The sequence below is a fragment of the Pandoraea communis genome, assembly GCF_902459745.1.
GTDB lineage: Bacteria > Pseudomonadota > Gammaproteobacteria > Burkholderiales > Burkholderiaceae > Pandoraea > Pandoraea communis.
Window position 1 is genome coordinate 221,144 of record NZ_CABPSJ010000005.1, and the last position, 21,636, is coordinate 242,779.

Genomic DNA, 21,636 nt, shown 5'->3' on the forward strand with positions numbered 1-21,636 from the left:
CTTTATGGCGCTCTGACGGCGCCTGTTTGAATCACCTTGACTGCGACGGCTTGCGATGGCTACTGACGTGATAGGTTAAGACTTCGGAAATTCGACAGCGTCCTGCGTCAGCGCTTCGACCAGTGCCGCAGGGCCTTGCACGGCCGTGCGCACGTGATAGAAGCGCAACGCGCGCAGGCCGCCCAGTTCTTCGCCGCCTCCCGCACGGCCGGGGCCGCCATGCAGCGACTGCGGCATGACGTTGCCGTGTCCGGTCTGCGTTTTCCCGACCGACGGATCGACTGCGTGCACGCGGCCATGGGCGTCGGCCAGTGCAAGGGCAGGCGCGCGCATGGCGATGGCGTCGTTGCTATAGAGCGAGACGACGAGCGAGCCTTGCCCGCGCTTGGCGAGGACTACGGCCTCATCGAGATCGCGATAACCGACGAGCGTCGCCACGGGACCGAAGACTTCCGTGTCGTGTACGCGCTTGCCCGCCGCGCCATCGCGCAAGCCGAGCAGCACCGGGGCGACGCAGGCGCTGTCCGGGCCGGCGTCGACGAAGACGGCATCGCGATTGCCGTCGTAAAGCGTTTCCGCTTCTGCCTGCAAATGGGCGATGCCGTCGAGCACGGCGCGCTTCTGCGCGGCGCTCACGAGCGACCCCATCTTCACGGTCTCGTTGCGCGGGTTGCCCACGACCGTTTTGGCGAGACGCTCGGCAATGGCGGCGGCGGCCGCATCGAAGTGTTCGACGCTCACCATCGCGCGGCGAATGGCCGTGCATTTCTGGCCCGACTTGACGGTCATCTCGCGCGCGACTTCGCGCACGAACTGGTCGAAGGCGGTGGTGCCCGGTGCGGCGTCGGGCAACAGGATGGCGCTGTTCAGACTGTCGGCTTCCACGTTGATGCGCGCCGAGCGTTGCGTGAACGCCGGATGCGCGCGCAGCGTGGCTGCGGTGTCGGCGGAGCCGGTGAAGGAGACCACGTCGAACGGCCCGATCCGGTCGAGCAGCCCGGCGGCGCTCCCGCAGATCACCGACAGGCTGCCCGGGGGAAGAATGCCTGCGGCGACGACGTCGGCAACCATGAGCTGCGTCAGCCAGGCCGTCGACGTCGCAGGCTTGACGATGACAGGCACGCCCGCGAGCAGGGCGCCGGCCGCCTTCTCCCAAAGTCCCCATGCGGGGAAGTTGAACGCGTTGATGAACAGCGCCACGCCGGGCGTTGGGCGGAACACGTGACGCACCGCGAACGATGCGTCTTTGGCCAGCGGCACGGCGGCGCCGTCGAGCAGCGTATGCGCGTCGCCGAGTGCGGCGCCGAGCTTTGCGTAGGTCGACAGCGTGTAGATGGCCCCGTCGATATCGACGGCGGAGTCGGTGGCGACCGTTCCCGAATTGGCAGTGGCGATGGCGTAGTAGTCGTCGCGCTTTGTCTGCAAGGTGGCGGCGATTTGCGAGAGCCGTTGCGCGCGTTCGCCATACGACAAGGCGCGGAGTGCGGGGCCGGCTGTCTCGCGTGCGAAGGTGAATGCCGCGTCGAGATCGAGGCCCGCGCTCGACACGTAGGCGAGTGTCTCGCCGGTGACGGGATCGATGAGTGCGGTGCGCTCACTCGTGTTCGACGTGCGCGAGGCGCCGGCCACCCATTGGCCGGCGACGTAGTTTTCCAGCAAGGCAGGGGTACTCATGACCATGAACCGATGTGAATCCAGCAGGGGAACGTGCGCACGCCGTATCAGGCGCTGCGCGTGAACTCGATAGCGCCTTCGGGCAGCAGATACAGAACGAGCGCGCGTCCGTTGGCGACCGTCGGCCGATGCGCCGAGCCGGGACCGTAGACACACCAGCCCGCCGGATGCCCGTCGAAGGTCGCGCCCGGCGTGAGCGGCACGATCAGATCGATTTCGCCATGGGGATGCCCATGGTGCGGGCCGGCCAGATCGGCCATGTCCACCACGTCGACGGAAAAGCCGTGCGTGTCGGGCGTGGGTTTGATGACGCGCCCGTAGCGAATGCCACCGCCTTCGCGATTGCACAGCCAGCCCTCGGCAACACCGGTGCGGCAGGCGTCGGCCAGCGCTTCATAACCCGGAGAACCGGCACCGTAGTGCGCGTTGAGCCAATCGGCGAGGGGGGCGTCGACGGCGCGGCCGTCGAGTTGCCGGGTGAGTTCGGCGATCAGCGCCTGAAATTGGGGCACATCCATCCATGTCTCCTGGGGACGTCGCAGTCGCTGTACCGGTCGCGGCGGCAGTGGCGGGCCTGAATCGTTCGGGGCCGGCATTGCCTGTGCAATGCGCTGTCGCTCGCGCAGCGCGGTCTGCGCACTGTCTGTTGATATGACGCCGATCAATGGCGGTGCGCAGAATGTCTGGCCCGCGTTTGCTTTTTTATCGACGCATGGTGAAAATTAGAGCATGCAAATTTCTCTGTCAAGCAATATATTACATGTTACCTGCTTCGAGGATCTCGCCTGATGAATAAGAGTGCGCAAGCCGATGGGGTGCCGACGGGGCGGGGCGCCGGGGAGAAAGACCCGTTCCTGGTCGCGCTGGGCGAGCGAGTGCGCACGCTGCGCGCTCGGCGGGGCCTGACGCGCAAGGCGCTGGCGCTGGATGCGGCTGTCTCCGAGCGTCATGTGGCCAATCTGGAGTCGGGGGTGGGCAATGCGTCCGTGCTGTTTCTACGTCAGCTCGCGCAGGCACTAAATTGCACATTGGCGGAAATCGTGGGCGACGAGACCACGTCGTCGGCGGAGTGGCTGCTCATCCGCGAGATCCTCCACGGGCGCGACGGCGAGGCGCTCACGCGCGCGCGTCAGGCATTGAGTGAGTTATTTGCCGGCAGCGAGCGCGACCCGGACCGGCGCGGGCGCATTGCGCTCATCGGCCTGCGTGGCGCGGGCAAGTCGACGCTGGGCCGCATGCTCGCCGACGACATGCATGTGCCGTTCGTCGAACTCAATCGCGTGATCGAGCAACTGGCGGGCTGCCCGCCGACGGAAATCTATTCGTTGTATGGTGCCTCTGCGTACCGGCGCTACGAATTGCGCGCGCTGGAAGCCGTGGTGGCGGAGCATCCGCGTGCCGTGATCGCGTCGCCCGGCGGTATCGTGAGCGATGCCGCCACCTTCAATTTCCTGCTGACGCACTGCTATACGGTGTGGTTGCAGGCGTCGCCCGAAGAACACATGAAACGAGTGGTGGCGCAGGGCGATCTGCGTCCGATGTCGGGCAATGCGGAAGCTATGGACGACCTCAAGCGCATTCTGGCGGGCCGGCAGGACTTCTACGCCAAGGCCGACATGAGCTTCGACACCGGCGGCCGTGCACTGGCCGACGCCTATCTGCAACTGCGCGGACGCCTTGCAGTGCAGCTGTCGTCAGACTGAGATCCTTGAATCTGCAAAATAATTCATTTTTTATCAAATAAACGATTGACGGTTGGGGTGTGCTGCACTATATTGCAATTCAACAAGATCATTATTCGTGTTGGAGGCAATCATGTTCGGCAAACCCCGCGTCGACTACCGTACGGACCCCACGCAGTACAAGCACTGGAAACTGAGCTTCGAAGGCCCGGTTGCCACCCTCGCGATCGACATCGCGGAAGACGGCGGCATTCGCGAGGGCTACAAGCTCAAGCTCAATTCGTACGATCTCGGCGTGGATATCGAACTGCACGATGCTGTTCAACGCATCCGCTTCGAGCATCCGGAAGTGAAGACGGTGGTGGTGACGAGCGCCAAGGACCGCGTGTTCTGCTCGGGCGCCAACATCTTCATGCTGGGTCTGTCCTCGCATGCGTGGAAGGTCAACTTCTGCAAATTTACGAACGAAACGCGCAACGGCCTCGAGGATTCCAGCCGCCACTCCGGCCTGAAGTTCCTCGCCGCCGTGAACGGCGCATGCGCAGGCGGCGGCTACGAGCTGGCGCTTGCTTGCGACGAGATCTATCTGGTCGATGATCGCTCGTCGTCCGTCGCGCTGCCGGAGGTGCCGCTGTTGGGCGTGCTGCCGGGCACCGGCGGCCTCACGCGTCTGACCGACAAGCGTCATGTGCGCAACGACCGCGCCGACATCTTCTGCACCATCGTCGAGGGCATTCGCGGCGAGCGCGCCAAACAATGGCGTCTGGTCGATGAAGTGGTCAAGCCCGCGCAATTCGCGCAGACGATCTCGGCCCGCGCCTTGGAACTGGCCCAGGACAGCCATCGTCCGGGGGGCAAGGGCGTGACGCTTACGCGCATCGAGCGCACCGATGCGCCGGATGCCATCCGCTACGAATTCGTCGAAGTGGAAATCGATCGCACCAACCGCACCGCCAGCCTGACCGTCAAGGCACCGACGTCTGTGCCGCCATCGGACATCGCCGGCATTGAAGCCGCAGGCGTGAACTGGTGGCCGCTGAAGATGGCGCGCGAACTCGACGACGCCATCCTTAATCTGCGCACGAACGAACTCGACATCGGCACCTGGCTGTTGCGCACCGAAGGCGAAGCCAAGCACGTGCTGGCCGCCGACGCCTCGCTGCTGGCTCATCAGGATCACTGGTTCGTGCGCGAGACCATCGGCATGCTGCGCCGCACGTTCGCGCGCATCGACGTGTCGTCGCGCTCGCTCTTCGCACTGATCGAGCCGGACTCGTGCTTCACCGGCACGCTCGCCGAATTCGCTTTCGCGGCCGACCGCACGTATATGGCTGCGCTGCCTGCGAGCGAGGAAGACGAGCCGGCGATCACGCTGACCGAGGTCAACTTCGGCCTGCTGCCGATGGTCACCGATCAGTCGCGTCTGGCGCGCCGCTTCTATGAAGACTCGGCCGAGCTGGACGCCGTGCGCGCCACCATTGGCCGCGCGGTGCGTCCGGATGAAGCCGAGCGTCTGGGGCTGGTAACGGCCGCCGTCGACGACCTGGACTGGCCGGATGAAATTCGTATCGCAATCGAAGAGCGTGCGGCCATGTCGCCCGACGCGCTCACCGGCATGGAAGCGAACCTGCGCTTCAACGGCAAAGAGACGATGAACACGCGTATCTTCGGCCGTCTGTCGGCGTGGCAGAACTGGATCTTCATCCGTCCGAACGCCGTGGGCGAGAAGGGCGCACTGAAGGTCTACGGCAAGGGCAACAAGGCGCAGTTCGATCTGAACCGCGTCTGACGAATGCGCTGTGCCGCCGCGGGGGAATCGCACCGGGCGGCGGCAACATCAGACGAGACGTTTTTCACAAAATACGCAAGAGACACGAGGATTCCCACGATGGCTTCGATCAACTACAGCGAGAAGATCCCCAATAACGTCAATCTGTCGGACGACCGCACCTTGCAACGCGCGCTCGAACAGTGGCAGCCGAACTTCCTGTCCTGGTGGGGCGACATGGGGCCGGAAGGCTCGCACGGTTTCGACGTCTACCTGCGCACGGCCGTGAGTGTGGACCCGAGCGGCTGGGCGCACTTCGATCACGTGAAGATGCCGGACTATCGCTGGGGCATCTTCCTCACGCCGGGCGAAGCCGACCGCAAGATCCACTTCGGCGAGCACAAGGGCGAAGCGGCGTGGCAGGACGTGCCGGGCGAGCACCGTGCGAACCTGCGCCGCATCATCGTCACGCAGGGCGACACGGAGCCGGCCTCGGTGGAGCAACAGCGTCACCTCGGGCTGACCGCGCCGTCGATGTACGACCTGCGCAACCTGTTCCAGGTCAACGTGGAAGAGGGCCGCCACCTGTGGGCGATGGTCTACCTGTTGCATCGCTACTTCGGCCGCGATGGCCGCGAAGAAGCCGAAGCGCTGCTCGGCCGCCGCTCGGGCGACGACGACAATCCGCGCATTCTCGGTGCGTTCAACGAAAAGACGCCGGACTGGCTGGCGTTTTACATGTTCACGTACTTCACCGATCGCGACGGCAAGTTCCAGCTCTCGGCACTGGCCGAGTCCGGTTTCGATCCGCTTGCGCGCACCACGAAGTTCATGCTGACCGAAGAGGCGCACCACATGTTCGTGGGCGAGTCGGGTGTTTCGCGCGTGATCGCGCGCACCGCTCAGGTGATGAACGAACTCAAGACGGACGACGTCTCGCAACTGCGTGCGGCGGGAGTGATCGATCTGCCGACGATCCAGCGTTACGTCAACTTCCACTATTCGGTGACGATCGATCTGTTCGGCGCCGACCAGTCGTCGAACGCCGCGATCTTCTACAGTTCGGGCCTGAAGGGGCGCTATGAAGAAAGCAAGCGCGACGACGACCATCGACTGAACGGCCAGATGTACCGCCTGCTCGACGTGGACAACGGCAAGCTCGTGGAGCGCGAAGTGCCGATGCTCAACGCCATGAACGAAGTGCTGCGCGACGACTACATCAAGGATTCGGTCGCGGGCGTGAATCGCTGGAACAAAGTGCTGGAGAAGGCCGGTATCGACTTCCGCCTGACGGTGCCGCACAAGGCGTTCAACCGCCAGATCGGCACGTTCGCGGGGGTACGTGTGTCGCCGGACGGCCGCGTGGTGAACGAGACCGAATGGGCCGCCCACGAGCGCGAGTGGCTGCCGTCGTCGGAAGATCGTGCGTATGTGGCGTCTCTCATGGGCCGGGTGGTCGAGCCGGGCAAGTTCGCCAACTGGATTGCGCCGCCCCCGCTGGGCATCAACCGTCAGCCCATCGACTTCGAGTACGTGCGCTTCAACTAAAAGAGCAGCAGCGCATTCCCCACAAGGAGACAGCATCATGAACGGCCCCGTTCCGGTCGAAGTTCTGAAGCAGCATCTGATCGATCCGGAGATCTGCATTCGCTGCAATACCTGCGAGGAAACGTGTCCGATCGATGCGATCACGCACGACGAGAACAACTACGTTGTGCGCGCAGACACGTGCAATGGGTGCATGGCGTGTATCTCGCCCTGCCCGACGGGGGCCATCGACAACTGGCGCGACGTGCTCACGGCCGAGGCCTACTCCGTTGACGAGCAACTCACGTGGGATGAGCTGCCCGTTCAGGACGACGCCATCGCCGGTCAGGGGACGATCGGCGACGCGGCAGAGGGCGTCGCCGGCAATGCCTTGGCCGACGCGCCCGAGCCGGTCATCGGCGGCTCGGATCTCGTGCGCGGCTCGGTCGTGCCGCCGTGGTCTGCCGCAAAGCCCTACGTCAATCTGTACAACCACAAGACGCCTGTTCAGGCCACCGTGGTGGGCAACTATCGCTTGACCGACACGAGTACCGAGAGCGATATCCATCACATCGTGCTCGATTTCGGCAAGCAGCCGTTCCCGGTGCTCGAAGGGCAGTCGATCGGCATCATCCCGCCGGGTACAACGGCCGACGGGCGGGCGCATCACGCACGTCAGTACTCGATTGCCTCGCCGCGCGATGGCGAGCGTCCCGGTTACAACAACCTCGCGCTCACGGTCAAACGCGTGACCAAGGACCATCAGGAACAAGCGGTCGGCGGGGTGTGCTCGAACTACCTGTGCGATCTGAAGAAGGGCGACGTGGTGAACGTGATGGGCCCGTTCGGCAGCACGTTCCTGATGCCGAACCACGCCGATTCGCATCTGCTGATGATCTGCACCGGCACGGGCGCGGCGCCCATGCGAGCCATGACGGAGTATCGCCGCCGTCGCCGTCTGAAGGGCGCGACCGGCAAGTTGATGTTGTTCTTCGGTGCACGCACGCAGGGCGAACTCCCGTACTTCGGCCCGTTGCTCAATTTGCCGAAGGATTTCATCGACACGAATCTCGCGTTCTCGCGCACGCCGGGGCAAGCCAAGCGCTACGTTCAGGACGCGATGCGCGAGCGCGCGGCCGATGTGGCGGCGCTGCTGCGTCACGAGCACACCTACATCTACGTGTGCGGATTGAAAGGCATGGAGGACGGCGTGCTGCAAGTGCTGCAAACCATCGCGGGCGAAGCCGGACTCGACTGGCAGTCTCTCTGGCAGCGGATGAAGACGGAAGGGCGTCTGCATCTTGAGACCTACTGACGACTTCTGACGATATCGGCTCGCGCCTGCCGGACACGACCGGGTGGCGCGGGCTTCAGGTTGACCGACGGCGTTCTGCGCCGGCTTGACACCGCGTGCTTCGGCACGCGGTTTTTTTTCGTCCGGCGCGGGAAACCGAGAGGTTCGACGCCGTCCCGGCGGTGTCACCGGAATTGAGTAACATGGAAGGGCTGTTTCCCTTCCATTTCTCTGAACGGAGAGTCACATGGGCAAGAAGCGGATTCTGGTACTAGCGGGCGACTACGTCGAAGACTACGAGTTGATGGTGCCCGTGCAGGCACTCACTGCCGTGGGGCATCGGGTGGAAGTCGTCTGCCCGGGCAAGAAGGCGGGCGACAAGGTGCGCACCGCGATTCACGATTTCGAGGGCGATCAGACGTACAGCGAGAAGCGTGGCCACGACTTCACGCTGAATGCCACGTTCGACGGACTTTCGCCGGCGGACTTCGACGCGCTGGTAATCCCCGGCGGCCGCGCGCCTGAGTATCTGCGTCTGAACGACGAGGTGATCGCGACAGTGAAACACTTCGCCGGGAGCGACAAGCCGATTGCCGCGATCTGTCATGGCGCGCAGTTGCTGGCGGCCGCCGGTGTCATCGAAGGGCGCGAGTGTTCGGCGTATCCGGCGTGCGCGCCGGAGGTGCGTCTGGCGGGCGGGAAGTATATGGAGATCGCGATCGACGAGGCGCATACCGACGGCAATCTCGTGACTGCCCCCGCGTGGCCGGCGCATCCCGCATGGATCGCGCAGTTCCTTGCCGTGCTGGGAACGAAGATCGAGCTTTGATGCCTGGCAGACGACTGCCTCGCGTGTGACGGGAGGGCGCGCTATCGGTTGTCGCCGATGGCGCGCAGTTTCTCGTCGGCCTCTGCCAGCGTGTGCTCGCTGAACACTTCAATGCCGTGCTGTCGCAACCATGCGGCCGTCACGCCATCGCCCGCGATCTTCCTGCCGCTGAACGAACCGTCGTAGATCGATGTGCTGCCGCACGATGGGCTTCCTTCCTTCAGTACCGCAATGCGGATGCCGTAACGCTGCGCCAACGCGAGCGCGCGTTGCGCGCCGTCGAGAAAGGCATCGGTGACGTCGGCCCCGGTGTCGTCCACCACGCGCGCGCGCTTGCGCCACACCGCGTGGCCGTCTGCTGCGCCGGCAATCTCTGCGGGCGCGCGCGGCGTGGGTAATCCGCCTGCCACTTCGGGGCAGATCGGCATGACGAGACCGTCGGCGCACCAGCGCTCGAGAATAGCGGCGGCATCGGATTCGCAGGGTGCGGGGCGCCCGTGATAGCGGACCGGATGGCCCAGAAGACAACTGCTGACAAGAATGCGGGGCGACGTAGGCATGGCGCGAGCCTATCATGCGCGGCGGAATTATCCGAACTTGCCACATTTTCCAAAGCTCGCCGCCCGCTAGCGCAGCAAGATCTGCCGATCTCAACCGGGGCGGCCGACATGCGGTTATCGCGTGAACGCCCTGCCATACGACCAAGGAGTGTCGTGATGGACATCAACGCTTGTTCGCCGACGGGCATCGCTTCCGGCCGCTTCTCCGCAGTCGGGGCACAACGGGAGGGGGCACCGCCGGGCACCGCGCCGCTTGCGGCATTTGGGCCCGTCACCGGACACGATGGTAGTGGTTCGCCATTGCCCCCTGTCGGCCCGCATGACTTCTCGGAGGCGCAGCCCGTGCACGATGCCGTGCCGTCGGGGGTGAGCCGGGAGACGGCGCGCCTGTGGCTGGCGCCGCACGCGGAGGCAGCGCAGTTCGTTGTCCGCGCTTGTCCGAGCGCATGGCGTGCTGCGCAGTCGTGGTTTGCCTCGCGGTTATGCGGCGCGCTGGGACTGGCGACGCCAGCGGCGTTTCTGGTGCGCGGCTGCTCGTCCGCGTTCGATGGGACGCATGCGCCCGAGCGCCTTTATCTGGCGACGACGTATCTGCCGGCCTACCGGGCGCTGGGTCAGTGGCTCGAAACCGATACGGCATGGCGCGTGATCGACGGTGTGCGCGGCGGTGCCGACGAGGCTTGCAAGCAAGCCCGGGCCGAAGTGCACGAGATCGGTCGGCGGATGGAGCAACGCGGCGCGAATGCCGCGCAAGCCCGGACCGACGCTCAGGCGTACGCCGCCATCGTCAAAGCGCGCAACGACAGACGCGCGATGCTTTGCCGCGCACTTCCCGACGTCTACCAATGTGCGCTGGAGCGGCATTACATCGCCGCACTATGGCTCGGCAACTGGAATCTCTGTGACGCCGCCATGGGGAACATCGGCGTCTGGCGCGATAAGAACGATTTGCCTTACATCATGACCGTCGACTTCAGTGCGTGTCTCGGCTCGGAGGTTCAGGGCGAGCGTGATGGCGATGGCGTGACGTTGCCGCGTGGGCGGGCGTTCGCATCGTCTGAGTCGTCACGTTGGCCCGGACTCTCCGGGCGTCCGGATATGTCGTACAGGTCGCCTGCGTCACATTACGGTGCGGTGATTCCGGAAGGTGCGCTGACGGATCTGACGCAGTTTCGGCACGGCGGGCATTGCGCACCGTTTGCGCGGCGGCTTGACGCTTTGACGCCCGCCGCCGATGGCAAGACCGTGTTGGATGAGTTGAAGGACCCGACCGGCGTGCGCGCACTGGCGGCCGAGATGGCTTACCGGTTAGGCCGGATTGGCGCATCGGACATCTTGCCGTGGGCGGCGAATGCTCATGACATTGCGCGGGCATTCCCGGCTGGCACCGCCAACGATGGAAGTGCCGACGACCCGGATTCGCAGGCGCATCGCATTCTGTCGCGCCGCGACTGCCTTGTGACGTTGTTGGGCGGTACGTGGGCAGCGCAAGCTTGGGAGCGGCTATATCCGACGCGCGCCGCAGCCATCCAGGCACAACAGTCGCCATTTCTGACATCTGAGCGAGGCATGTAGGGGCGCTGGCGTCATGACCCGCGCGGGCTGGCACGCCGCCCGCGTTTGGCGTCGCCCATGCTGGAAAGCCGGTTGGGGATGTGTGTCACTCAGATTCCCATAGGTTGCCGATTGATGAAATTATTTCAATAATATATGCGATATATTCACCGGTGAGTTAAGCGTGTCCACCCGGCATATCGTGCATTTCATATCGGGAGAAGGCGTTGGCAATGCTCGGGCGCCACGGCCGCCGAGGGGGCGTTCGGCGAGGTGGTCGTGCGGTTGGCCGGGCCGGTTGCCTAACGCCGCAAGCTCGCATAAACTATCGACGCCACAAACCCCGCGTGACTGGCGATTAGGGCCACAGCCTTGTGTGCCCGAGGTGGAGCAACCCACCGGGAAGCGCCGGGGTCTTATTTGCCGTTCGCCTGGGCAGCCGTGATGGTTGGTGCTGCCCTGTCTCTCGTCTTCCGAAGCACAAAGGAAGGCGCGCTGCACCATCCCCTCCCGGAAAACCTGTTCAATTCAACGGAAACGCCATGTTCGACAAATCGAAATCTACCGTTGCCTCCGTCGATCCCGACGTCTGGGCCGCGATTCAGAAAGAAAATCAGCGTCAGGAAGACCACATCGAGCTGATTGCTTCGGAAAACTACACCAGCCCGGCCGTGATGGAAGCGCAGGGCTCGCAACTGACCAACAAGTATGCGGAAGGTTATCCGGGCAAGCGCTATTACGGTGGTTGCGAATACGTCGACATCGTCGAGCAACTGGCCATCGACCGCGTGAAGGCGCTGTTCGGTGCAGACGCCGCGAACGTGCAGCCGAACTCGGGCTCGCAGGCGAATCAGGGCGTGTACTTCGCCATGCTCAAGCCGGGCGACACGATCATGGGCATGAGCCTCGCGCACGGTGGTCACCTCACGCACGGCTCGCCGGTCAACATGTCGGGCAAGTGGTTCAACGTGGTGAGCTACGGTCTGAATGAACAGGAAGACATCGATTACGACGCTGCCGAGAAGCTCGCGCAGCAACACAAGCCGAAGATGATCGTGGCGGGCGCATCGGCCTTCGCCCTGAAGATCGACTTCGAGCGTATGTCGCAGATCGCCAAGTCGGTCGGCGCGTACTTCATGGTCGACATGGCGCACTACGCCGGTCTGATCGCTGCCGGTGTGTATCCGAACCCGGTGCCGCACGCCGATTTCGTGACTACGACCACGCACAAGAGCCTGCGCGGCCCGCGCGGTGGCGTGATCCTGATGAAGGCGGAATTCGAGAAGGCCATCAACTCGGCGATCTTCCCGGGTATTCAGGGCGGCCCGCTCATGCACGTGATCGCCGGTAAGGCCGTCGCGTTCAAGGAAGCCGCCTCGCCGGAATTCAAGGCCTACCAGGAACAAGTCGCGAAGAACGCCCGCGTGATGGCCGAGACGCTGGTCAAGCGCGGCCTGCGTATCGTGTCGGGCCGTACCGAATCGCATGTGATGCTGGTCGACCTGCGCGCCAAGAACATTACCGGCAAGGCGGCAGAAGCCGCGCTGGGCGAAGCGCATATCACCGTCAACAAGAACGCGATTCCGAACGACCCGGAAAAGCCGTTCGTGACGAGCGGCGTGCGTCTGGGCTCGCCGGCCATGACCACGCGCGGTTTCAAGGAAGCAGAAGCGGAACTGGTCGGCAACCTGATCGCCGACGTGCTCGACAACCCGGAAGACGCCAAGAACCTGGAACGCGTGCGCGAGCAAGTGGCCGAGTTGACCAAGCGTTTCCCGGTCTACGGCTAAGCCGAGCGCCGACGCATGCGTTGCCCGTTCTGCCGGCACGACGACACGCAGGTCATCGACTCGCGTGAAGCGGAAGACGGCGCCGCCATCCGGCGGCGCCGGAAATGCCCGTCGTGCGACAAGCGTTTCACCACGTACGAGCGTGTCGAACTGGCGATGCCGGCTGTCGTCAAGAAGGACGGCAGCCGCGCCGAATACGACCGCGCGAAAGTGCGCGCCAGCATGCAACTGGCGATTCGCAAGCGTCCTGTGAGCGCCGAGGCCATGGATGCCGCGATTGCGCGCATCGAGTACAAGTTGCTGGCCGGCGCGGAGCGCGAAGTGATGAGCCAGCGCATCGGCGAACTGGTCATGCGCGAGTTGAAGCGGTTGGACAAGATCGCTTATATCCGCTTCGCATCGGTGTACCGGAGCTTCGAGGACATTGCCGAGTTTCGCGATGTGCTCGAGGAAATCGACAGTACCGATATCAAGCCCAAGCGTAAGCCGGTGGGTTGAGCGCGAGGACGATGCGACGACAGTGCGTGTGAGCGTCGGAAGGCGGCCATGAGGCTGATCTGACGAAATGAATGACGGAAAACCCGTCGTGCCTGAAAGGGCGCGACGGGTTTTTTTATGCCCGTGGGGGCTGAGTTGCCATGACCGGGCGGCAGTGCGAATACGGCGACGCGAGCCCATTACATGGACGATGGGGAATCACTGAATCTTGGTCAAATAACGTTGTATGCGTACCTATTGTTCTGACTGCTTTGGGATGTTGACGTCGATTGGGGGAGTAACTTAGGAAATTTCCGAGGAAAATCAAACAAAAATAATGGGATTAATCGCAATTTAAAATAGGCGAGGTGTTTGGGTTAATTACCAAAAATATCAGCAATTGCATTGCTTTCGATAACTTGTATCTAGAATCCGCCACTTCGCGGTGGGGTGCCGCCGTTGTGGTGACGATGAGTTGATTCGTCGTCGTAGAGAATTCTTTGGGGATTATCGAATGCAAAGCAAATTTCAGACGTCGAAAACACTTCGTCAATCCAAAATCTGTCTGGCGGTCGCGACGATGCTTGCGGCGATGAGTATGCCCACGCAGGCGGAAGACGTCATCGAAAGTGAAACGGCAACGTGGAGCGAAGAAAAGAAAAACGTCGCCAAGAGAATGAACGAACGGCTCGTAGAAGTTCAGGGCGAACGTGAAGAAAAGGACAATATCTTCGATCGTCTGGACGCGTTGAAAACGGTGCGATCAAGCATTCACTCGAGTACCAAGGATATCGCCGATGTAGTTGCTTACGGTAATAAGCTTGCGGAAATCACCGGCCAAATCGACGGTTTGATTGTCGAGTTGGAAAAGGATGGAGGAAAGGCACTGAGCTTTGATTGGGAGCGAAAATTGCAGGTGACGGATCTGGCCGATGTCAAACAGCAGATCCAGAAAGTTATTGGCGCCGATCCGGACGAATTTGCTAGTGCACGCAAGCAACTTGATATCTTCCTTAATAACAATGCAGAACACTCGAAGAGCAGTGATGCGGCAATGGGCGTTTACGCAAAAGTCGCTGCTCTGAAAGCGCGTATCGACGCGCTTGGCAAGGCCGACGACGTGACATTCAAGGTCATGGCCAATACCAGGGAGTTGGTGGCGCCGTCGCAAAACGGCGCCGACGCCGCGCTGACATGGCGCGACGACAACCTGTTCAACTCGCATTTCGATGAGAGCTATGCCGAAGGGAACGTCCAGATCGGTGCTCAAACGTTACTCGAAATCACGCAGCGTTCTGGAACCGGATCGAACCCGATCACTGGATTGACGGACTCGACACGTAATGTCGGTACGTTACGTGTTTCGGCGGGCGCGGATCACTCCCTCGATGTCCGTCAGGGCCAACTGAACATCCACCAGGGAATCGAGGGCAAAGGAACGCTGGGGATTGCCGTAGGCTCAAATGGAACCTTGACGTTTAAGGAAGGCGGTCAGGGGATTGATCGCGACGCCGACGGTGTGACGTTGTTGGTCGGTCGTGATGGTAATGCGAATGCCAGCATGCTGGATGCAGGCGGGATCGTTAAGTTCGAATCGGGTACCAGCGCAGGAGGGGCATGGATCTGGGCGCTCGACGAGGGGGAGGTATCGTTCGCGGAAGGCGCCGATGCCGGTGTCAGCGAAATCTCCATCTTGAAAGGCGGGACTGTCAGATTCGAAGGGGCAAACGTCAAGCAATCGTCGATCGTTAGCTCGGGGATCCTGGACATAGCGCGATCATCGGGCGGGGATGCCGAAGTTTTCAATGAGGTCGATGGTGATCTGAGAGTCGATGCTTCGGCACTCGAGCGAATGCGCTTATCCAACGGTGGGTTTGCGGAGTTGCGGGCATCCTCCGGCGGTGCGGCGAAGATCGAGAACACGACGTCGGGATTGATCGTTTTCGACGACGGCGCTCTCGAAAATCTCACACTCCGAAACGAAGGGGCGGCGATTGTTACCGGTGCCTCCGGTGGGAACGCGATCATCGACAATCGTGCATCGGGCAAGGTCGTGTTTCACGATATGGCACTTGAGAACGTCCAACTGTCCAATCAAGGCCTGATTGGCCTGGTTGGCCAGACCACTGCGGATAAAGCAGTCGTCAGAATGAACGGTGGCACGCTGGACGTTTCGTTCGTTGGAGATACCGTCGAGGTGACCTCACCGAATGAGGAAACGACGATGGCGCGCACGGTGATTTTCGTCCCCGGCGTCAAGAAGTCCATCGAGATCGGTTCGCTGTCGGGGACTGGCAATGTCATCACAGGGGAAACGGCACTGACGGTGGGGGCTGCGAATCTGGATGGCGAATTTGGCGGCAGTTTTGTGAAAACCGGGGCGGGTATCGGATCGCTCGTCGATGAGTGGTTGACAGCGGTGAATCAGGAATCCGAGTCGCTCGCCTTACGCGCACCGGCAGCACCGGCAGCACCGCAGGTGGCCGCAGTGCCGATGCTTCTGACTAAGGTCGGCACGGGCAACCTGACCCTCTCGGGCGACCAGAGCCAAGTCGACGTCATCAGTGTTCAAGGCGGCACGCTGACGGCGGCACATGAAAAGGCCCTCGGTTCGGGCGCGTTGAGCGTCGCGCAATCGGCTGCGGTGGTGCTGAATAAGGACGTGAGCGGTGTGAAGGAGATGAGCAACGCTGGCACGATCAATCTGGGCACGAACAAGCTCAGCGTCGGGAGCTACAAGTCTGAAGCGGGCGCGAAGATCAACTCGCGCTTTGCCAAGGTCGACGGTCAGGCCACCGGAGGCACGATTCAGGTCGAGCAGGAGAGCGACTTCAGCAATACGGAAATTAAGGTCGCCGTTGCCGATGACATCGAACTTTCCGATGTTGTGGGCAAGTTCCAGGTGGTGGAAGCTGCCGATGGAGTCGAAGTGACCGGCGGGAAGTTGAAAGTCGGTAGCATCACCGGCGGCAAGCAAGCGGACCCGAATGTTGGGCAGGAACCGATTGGCGAGCCGGGCACGAAGATCACGGACAAGAACATCGTGAAGTTCCTGGCAGCCGACGGTGGTTATACCGCCAACGAGCAAGCGGCGCTGGCGTCGGTTGACGGCGTGACGGTGGGCGATCTGGCCTCTGGCAAGATCGGCGGCAAGGTGCTGTCGGCCATGGCCCTGCAAACGGCAGGCACGGAAGAGCAACGCCGTTCGGCCCGTCTGCTCTCGGGCGAGTCGCTGGTGAATAACGCGGTGGCAGCGCAAGCGGCAGCGACGTCGTTCCAGCGCGGCATGCAAACGCGAATGATCGCCGGCGGGGCGATGTTCGACGACAAGACCGCGAACGGTGCGATGGTGGCCGATAACGGCGTCGCGGGTTGGGCGTCGTTCAACGGAGGCAAGACGAGCCAGCGCGGCGACGGCATGTCGTTCGAGGTGAAGGGTCTGGACGGTGCGATCGGTGTAGACAAGCGCCTGAATCAGAACACGTTGGTGGGTGGCTCGATTGGCTTTGGCAATCAGGAGTCGAAGGCGAAGGGCCTGCCGGGCGAGTCGAAGGTCAACAGCGTGAGCGTGGGTCTGTACGGCTCGCACCTGACGGGTTCGAACTGGTTCGTCAACGGCGGTGCGTCGTACACGAATCACAGCGTGAAGACGGATCGCACGGTGGCCGCCCGTAACGCGTCGGCCCGCGTGGCGGGCAAGACGAGCGGACAGACGTTCGGCATGTTCGGTGAAGTGGGTAAGCGCTTTGAGGTGTCGGGTGTGAACATCGACCCGTCGGTGGGTGTGCGTGTGGCGTCGACGCGTTTGAAAGCGTTCGATGAGACGAACCGTGACGGATCGGGCAACGACGGTCTGAAGGTTGGCTCGCAGTCGCAGACGTCGACGCGCGGTGTGTTGGGTGTGCGCCTGTGGAGCGAAGTGGCAAGCATTGCAGGGGGCAAGGTAGCGCCGTCGCTGCGCCTGTCGTACGAGCACGAGTTCGGCAAGACGCAGAGCAGCCTGACGAATGCGATCTACGGTGCGCCGGGCAGCTTCACGGTGAAGGGTCCGAAGCTGGGCAAGGACATTTTCACGGCGGACCTGGGCCTGGACATGCAGCTCAAGAAGCAACTGGAAGTGCGCGTGGGCGGTAACGTCAGCGTGCGCAAGGGCGAGAGCGCGCTGGGTGGCGGTATCTCGGCGAAGTATCGCTTCTGAGCCAGAGCGTCGACGCAGGCGGCCGGAACATCGCGTCTGCTGTCAGCGTTGAAGACAAGAAACCCGTCGTGCCTGAAAGGGCGCGCCGGGTTTTTTTATGTCTCATCGCGAATGGTTGCCTCAAGGCAATGCTGTGGAGATGGGGTGTTGGGGGACTGCACATATGTTCTGTCGCATCCGCTATGTGCGTCTTTTGTGGTGATCCGCTCCCAGAAATTTCAACGAAGAGTTATCGCTCTTAAGTAGTGTTTATAAGGATTTAAGTTGGTTTTTGGGAATTTACCCAATTAATATTAGTGGATTTACTTTATAGGAATGCGCCCAATACAAGGCAGAATTTGAAATTTCAGATATTTCTGATCCTAAAATCGATACTCCTTTGGTGACCAGTGTGCCGCTCTCAGAGTAACGGTGGACGTAGTCGTCGATTTTTGTGAATGAAATGTTGGGGGTATCAAATGCAGCGACAGAATTCAAAGGTTGGCGTGCTTCGTCAAACAAAGATCTACGTGGCAGTGGCGACGATGGCGGCAGCCGCATCATTTCCGACCATAGTCGAGGCGGATGAGAGGAAAAAAGCGCGCGTTGCCACGCAGCAAGGAAGTAGCCAGAAAATCAGCGATTGGAAGTCGCAACTCAAAGATCTGGAGACGCAGCGTAACGAGAATAACGAGGCGTATCTAAATGCAACAAGCTGGATTCATGATGCAGCATCCCTAAAAAAAATACTAAATATTGAAGTTGAGGAAGAAAGAAATACGGCGCTCAATGAGGTGGCCACTGCGATTTCTAATGCTCTAGGAAATGCGGGGAATGGAGGAGGTGGGGATGAGCCGACGCATATCCAGCGGGCGAGTGTGACTGATTTGAGGAATGTCAAAACACACATGGATAAAGTCTTGAACGCGGAGGCTGGTGAAAAAAACGAGAGAATCCAGGAATTTAGAGATTTTCTGTCTAACACCGAGCGCTCCGGACGGGCCACAAGTGAGGCAGACCAAGCCTCGAATGCCCATCGGGAGATTTCGCAGCAGATTGCCGAAGTCAGAAAGTCCTTGAAAGACGCCGGCGAGCCCCAGGATAAGCCCGTCAACCGATACGAGTTGAGGGCCGGCGAAGACAACACCGTCAAGTGGGAAAACGCCACCTTGAATGGTCTGCCCTACAGTGACGGTGTCAGCAGCCGCTCTGTCGACGAGAAAACCACTCTTGAGATCACGCATCGTTCCGGGCGTTCATCGAATCCAATCACCGGAGCGAACGATGCAAAGCGAGATGTCGGTACATTGAATGTTCTGGAGACGGCAGATCACGTGATGAAGATCGAGAATGGTCAACTGAATATCCACAAGGGCATTGAAGGTGCGGGACGCCTGGGGATTCTTGTTGGAAGAGACGGAAATCTGACATTCGAGAAAAATGGCGACGGTATTAAAGCCGCCAATGTGGAAATATTTACCGATCCTAAGGCCAATGCGATCGGAGATGGGGGTTTCATTGAGTTCCAAGATGGCACCAGCGCGGGATCTGCGTTTCTTGAGATCAATTATCGTGGAGAACTAACGTTCGATATTGGTTCCAACGCCGGTGACAGTAAGATAACAATTAAAGATGGTGGTATTGCAACCTTTGTCGGGGCCAATGCCAAGTCTTCAATTATCGGCAACTCGGGGCGGCTCGAATTCGACGGGGCACATGGCGGAATGGCGACGGTCGACAATATGCGGAATGGAACGGTGAAATTCTTCGATACAGACCTTGAACGCATGACTTTGAAAAACACTGGCACCGCATATTTGCAGGGCACGACCACTGCGAGTGAGGCTGTCGTCAGTATGCTCGGCGGCACGCTGGATGTTACGGGCGTGGGTAAGTCTACGTCCGCAAATACTTTTTCGGCGACTGACACGGGCACTGAAAAGGCCGTCACGATTGGTTCGCTGTCCGGCGTTGGCAATGTCATCGCCGGTACTACGGCCCTCACGCTTGGCTCATTGAATCGGGACGATGTATTCAACGGCCGGATTATGAAGACCGCCCCGGCGGGTCCGCAGGAGAGTGGCCTTGACAAAGCCCTTCGCGAAAGATTGGAATCGTTAAACAGGGGGCTTACCACGTCCGTCACGAAAGTCGGCACCGGTAACCTGACGTTCACGAATGACCAGAGTCAAGTCAATGCCATCAATGTTCAAAGTGGCAAGCTGACGGCGCAGCATGAAAACGCCCTCGGTTCGGGGAGCGTATCGATTGCCGCCGCAGGTGCGGTTGCCATTCAGGCTCCGAGTGTCTCGGGCGTTAAGGCAATCGAGAATGCCGGCGAAATTGATCTGGGGACGAATAGGCTCAGCGTAGAGAGCTACACGTCGAGCGCTGGCGCAAAGATCAAATCGCGTGTTGCCAAGGTCGGTGATGGCTTCGCGGGGGGCACGATTTATGTCGAGAAGGATAGCGACTTCAGCAATACGGCCTTGGCGGTTGCCGTCGACGATGGCATCAAACTTTCCGATGTCGAAAACACGTTCGAGGTGGTGACCGCTGCCGAGGGGGCGAAGGTGACCCCCGGAACGACGACGTTCGGTAGCGTTAGCGTTCCTGGCCGCGACCAGACGAATGAATCGACGAAAATCACCTCAAGGAATGCCGTCAATTTCCTTGCGGCCAACGGCCGCTACACCGCGAATAAGCGAGCGGTACTGGCGTCGGTGGATGGCGTGAGCGTTGGCGATCTGACCTCCGGCAAGATCGGCGGCAAGGTGCTCTCGGAGATGGCGCTGCAAACGGCGGATACGGCCGAACAACGTCGTTCGGCACATTTGCTCTCAGGCGAATCGCTGGTGAACAACGCTGTGGCAGCGCAAGCCGCTACCACGTCGTTCCAGCGCGGCATGCAAACGCGGATGATCGCCGGTGGGGCGATGTTCGACGACAAGACCGCGAACGGTGCGATGGTGGCCGATAACGGCGTCGCGGGTTGGGCGTCGTTCAACGGAGGCAAGACGAGCCAGCGCGGCGACGGCATGTCGTTCGACGTGAAGGGTCTGGACGGTGCGATCGGTGTTGACAAGCGCCTGAATCAGAACACGTTGGTGGGTGGCTCGATTGGCTTTGGCAATCAGGAGTCGAAGGCGAAGGGTCTGCCGGGCGAGTCGAAGGTCAACAGCGTGAGCGTGGGTCTGTACGGCTCGCACCTGACTGGCGCGAACTGGTTCGTCAACGGCGCGGTGTCGTATACGAATCACAGTGTAAAGACAGATCGCACGGTGTCGGCACGTTTTGCGGCGACACGTCTGGCGGGTAAGACGAGCGGTCGGACGTTCGGCATGTTCGGTGAAGTCGGTAAGCGCTTCGACGTGTCGGGTGTGAACATCGATCCGTCGGTGGGTGTGCGCGTGGCGTCGACGCGTCTGAATGCGTTCAACGAAACGAACAGTTACAGCGAAGGCAACGACGGCCTGAAGGTGGGCTCGCAATCGCAGACCTCGACGCGCGGTGTGGTGGGCGTGCGTCTGTGGAGCGAAGTGGTGAGCATCGCGGGTGGCAAGGTGGCCCCGTCGCTGCGCCTGTCTTATGAGCGCGAGTTCGGCAAGACGCAGAGTAGCCTGACGAATGCGATCTATGGCGCGCCGCGCAGCTTCACGGTGAAGGGGCCGAAGTTGGGCAAAGATATCTTCACGGCGGATCTGGGCGTAGACATGCAGATCAAGAAGCAACTGGAGGTGCGCGCAGGCGGTAACGTCAGCGTGCGTAAGGGCGAGAGCGCGCTGGGCGGTGGTATCTCGGCGAAGTATCGCTTCTGAGCCTGAACGTTGACGTAGGCGGCCGGAGCATCACGCTTCCCGTCAGCGTTGAAGACAAGAAACCCGTCGTTCCCGAAAGGGCACGGCGGTTTTTTTATTTTCGGCGTTCGGTAACGGCGCCTGCCCTTCTCGCGGAAGTGAAATGTGTTGGAGACCACGTGACGCGGGGAGGGAATGTGTCGATGGGAAACGACTTGCTTCGCTCCGTCATCCGTTGTTTGCGTGCCGCATTTTTTGCGTGATTGGGAGATTTCTGACGATGAAGTACGTTTTATTGGGATTAATCAATAGTTAAATTTCAGATTTATTGGGATTTGCCGCAAATCAACAAAAAAACGATCTCTTGGGTTAAGTATCAAATCCGAGTGTTTTTGCATCGATTTCGATAGTCCGGCTTTTAGACTTCGTGAGCCTTGACGCAGGTCGTAGTGCCGTGTCTGGAGTGCGATGAAGCAATTCATCATTTTCACGAATTAAATTGTGGAT

Annotated in this window: 13 protein-coding genes and 1 riboswitch; of the genes, 10 read left to right on the forward strand and 3 right to left on the reverse strand. The window is 61.0% G+C overall.

The genetic code is table 11. From position 1 onward, the window contains the following. Positions 1-75: 75 nt before the first annotated feature. A complete protein-coding gene (locus PCO31110_RS19040) occupies positions 76-1,680 on the reverse strand; it encodes a 3,4-dehydroadipyl-CoA semialdehyde dehydrogenase (protein ID WP_150691149.1) in 1,605 nt (534 codons plus the stop codon). 41 nt (positions 1,681-1,721) lie between these two features. Further along, on the reverse strand, positions 1,722-2,192 hold the full coding sequence (locus tag PCO31110_RS19045; RefSeq protein WP_150691150.1) for a DUF4863 family protein: 471 nt from the start codon (positions 2,190-2,192) through the stop codon (positions 1,722-1,724). Between the two features lie 270 nt (positions 2,193-2,462). Between PCO31110_RS19045 and PCO31110_RS19050 the strand changes: the two genes are divergently transcribed. From PCO31110_RS19050 to PCO31110_RS19070, 5 genes are all read left to right on the forward strand, one after another. Next, positions 2,463-3,377 carry a helix-turn-helix transcriptional regulator gene (locus tag PCO31110_RS19050; protein ID WP_010808629.1) on the forward strand — a complete coding sequence of 305 codons (915 nt, stop codon included), beginning with the start codon at positions 2,463-2,465 and terminating at the stop codon, positions 3,375-3,377. A 112-nt stretch (positions 3,378-3,489) separates the two neighbouring features. Further along, positions 3,490-5,145 (forward strand): 2,3-epoxybenzoyl-CoA dihydrolase, encoded by a 1,656-nt coding sequence (gene boxC / locus PCO31110_RS19055; RefSeq protein WP_150691151.1) that lies wholly within the window; start codon positions 3,490-3,492, stop codon positions 5,143-5,145. Between the two features lie 99 nt (positions 5,146-5,244). Further along, on the forward strand, positions 5,245-6,672 hold the full coding sequence (gene boxB, locus PCO31110_RS19060; protein ID WP_010808631.1) for a benzoyl-CoA 2,3-epoxidase subunit BoxB: 1,428 nt from the start codon (positions 5,245-5,247) through the stop codon (positions 6,670-6,672). A 37-nt stretch (positions 6,673-6,709) separates the two neighbouring features. Then, positions 6,710-7,966: a benzoyl-CoA 2,3-epoxidase subunit BoxA gene (gene boxA, locus PCO31110_RS19065; protein ID WP_150691152.1), complete on the forward strand. Its 1,257-nt coding sequence runs from the start codon at positions 6,710-6,712 to the stop codon at positions 7,964-7,966. Between the two features lie 226 nt (positions 7,967-8,192). After that, entirely contained in the window at positions 8,193-8,774 is a 582-nt protein-coding gene (locus PCO31110_RS19070) for a DJ-1/PfpI family protein (protein ID WP_150691153.1), read from the forward strand. 41 nt (positions 8,775-8,815) lie between these two features. Here PCO31110_RS19070 and PCO31110_RS19075 read toward each other — a convergent pair whose 3' ends face one another. Then, positions 8,816-9,334: a 2-thiouracil desulfurase family protein gene (locus tag PCO31110_RS19075; RefSeq protein ID WP_010808634.1), complete on the reverse strand. Its 519-nt coding sequence runs from the start codon at positions 9,332-9,334 to the stop codon at positions 8,816-8,818. A gap of 156 nt (positions 9,335-9,490) precedes the next feature. Between PCO31110_RS19075 and PCO31110_RS19080 the strand changes: the two genes are divergently transcribed. The 5 genes from PCO31110_RS19080 (at position 9,491) to PCO31110_RS19100 (ending at position 21,150) form a co-directional block, all read left to right on the forward strand. Continuing rightward, a complete protein-coding gene (locus PCO31110_RS19080) occupies positions 9,491-10,909 on the forward strand; it encodes a hypothetical protein (RefSeq protein ID WP_150691154.1) in 1,419 nt (472 codons plus the stop codon). 316 nt (positions 10,910-11,225) lie between these two features. Beyond that, positions 11,226-11,332: riboswitch (ZMP/ZTP riboswitch) on the forward strand. A gap of 98 nt (positions 11,333-11,430) precedes the next feature. Further along, positions 11,431-12,678 (forward strand): serine hydroxymethyltransferase, encoded by a 1,248-nt coding sequence (glyA, locus tag PCO31110_RS19085; RefSeq protein WP_010808636.1) that lies wholly within the window; start codon positions 11,431-11,433, stop codon positions 12,676-12,678. A 15-nt stretch (positions 12,679-12,693) separates the two neighbouring features. Next, complete coding sequence (gene nrdR, locus PCO31110_RS19090) at positions 12,694-13,176, forward strand: transcriptional regulator NrdR (protein WP_010808637.1); 483 nt, start codon at positions 12,694-12,696, stop codon at positions 13,174-13,176. 493 nt (positions 13,177-13,669) lie between these two features. Further along, on the forward strand, positions 13,670-17,353 hold the full coding sequence (locus PCO31110_RS19095; RefSeq protein WP_150691155.1) for an autotransporter family protein: 3,684 nt from the start codon (positions 13,670-13,672) through the stop codon (positions 17,351-17,353). A gap of 458 nt (positions 17,354-17,811) precedes the next feature. Next, positions 17,812-21,150, forward strand: a complete 3,339-nt coding sequence (locus PCO31110_RS19100; RefSeq protein WP_174979648.1) for an autotransporter family protein — start codon at positions 17,812-17,814, stop codon at positions 21,148-21,150. The last annotated feature ends 486 nt before the right edge of the window (positions 21,151-21,636 follow it).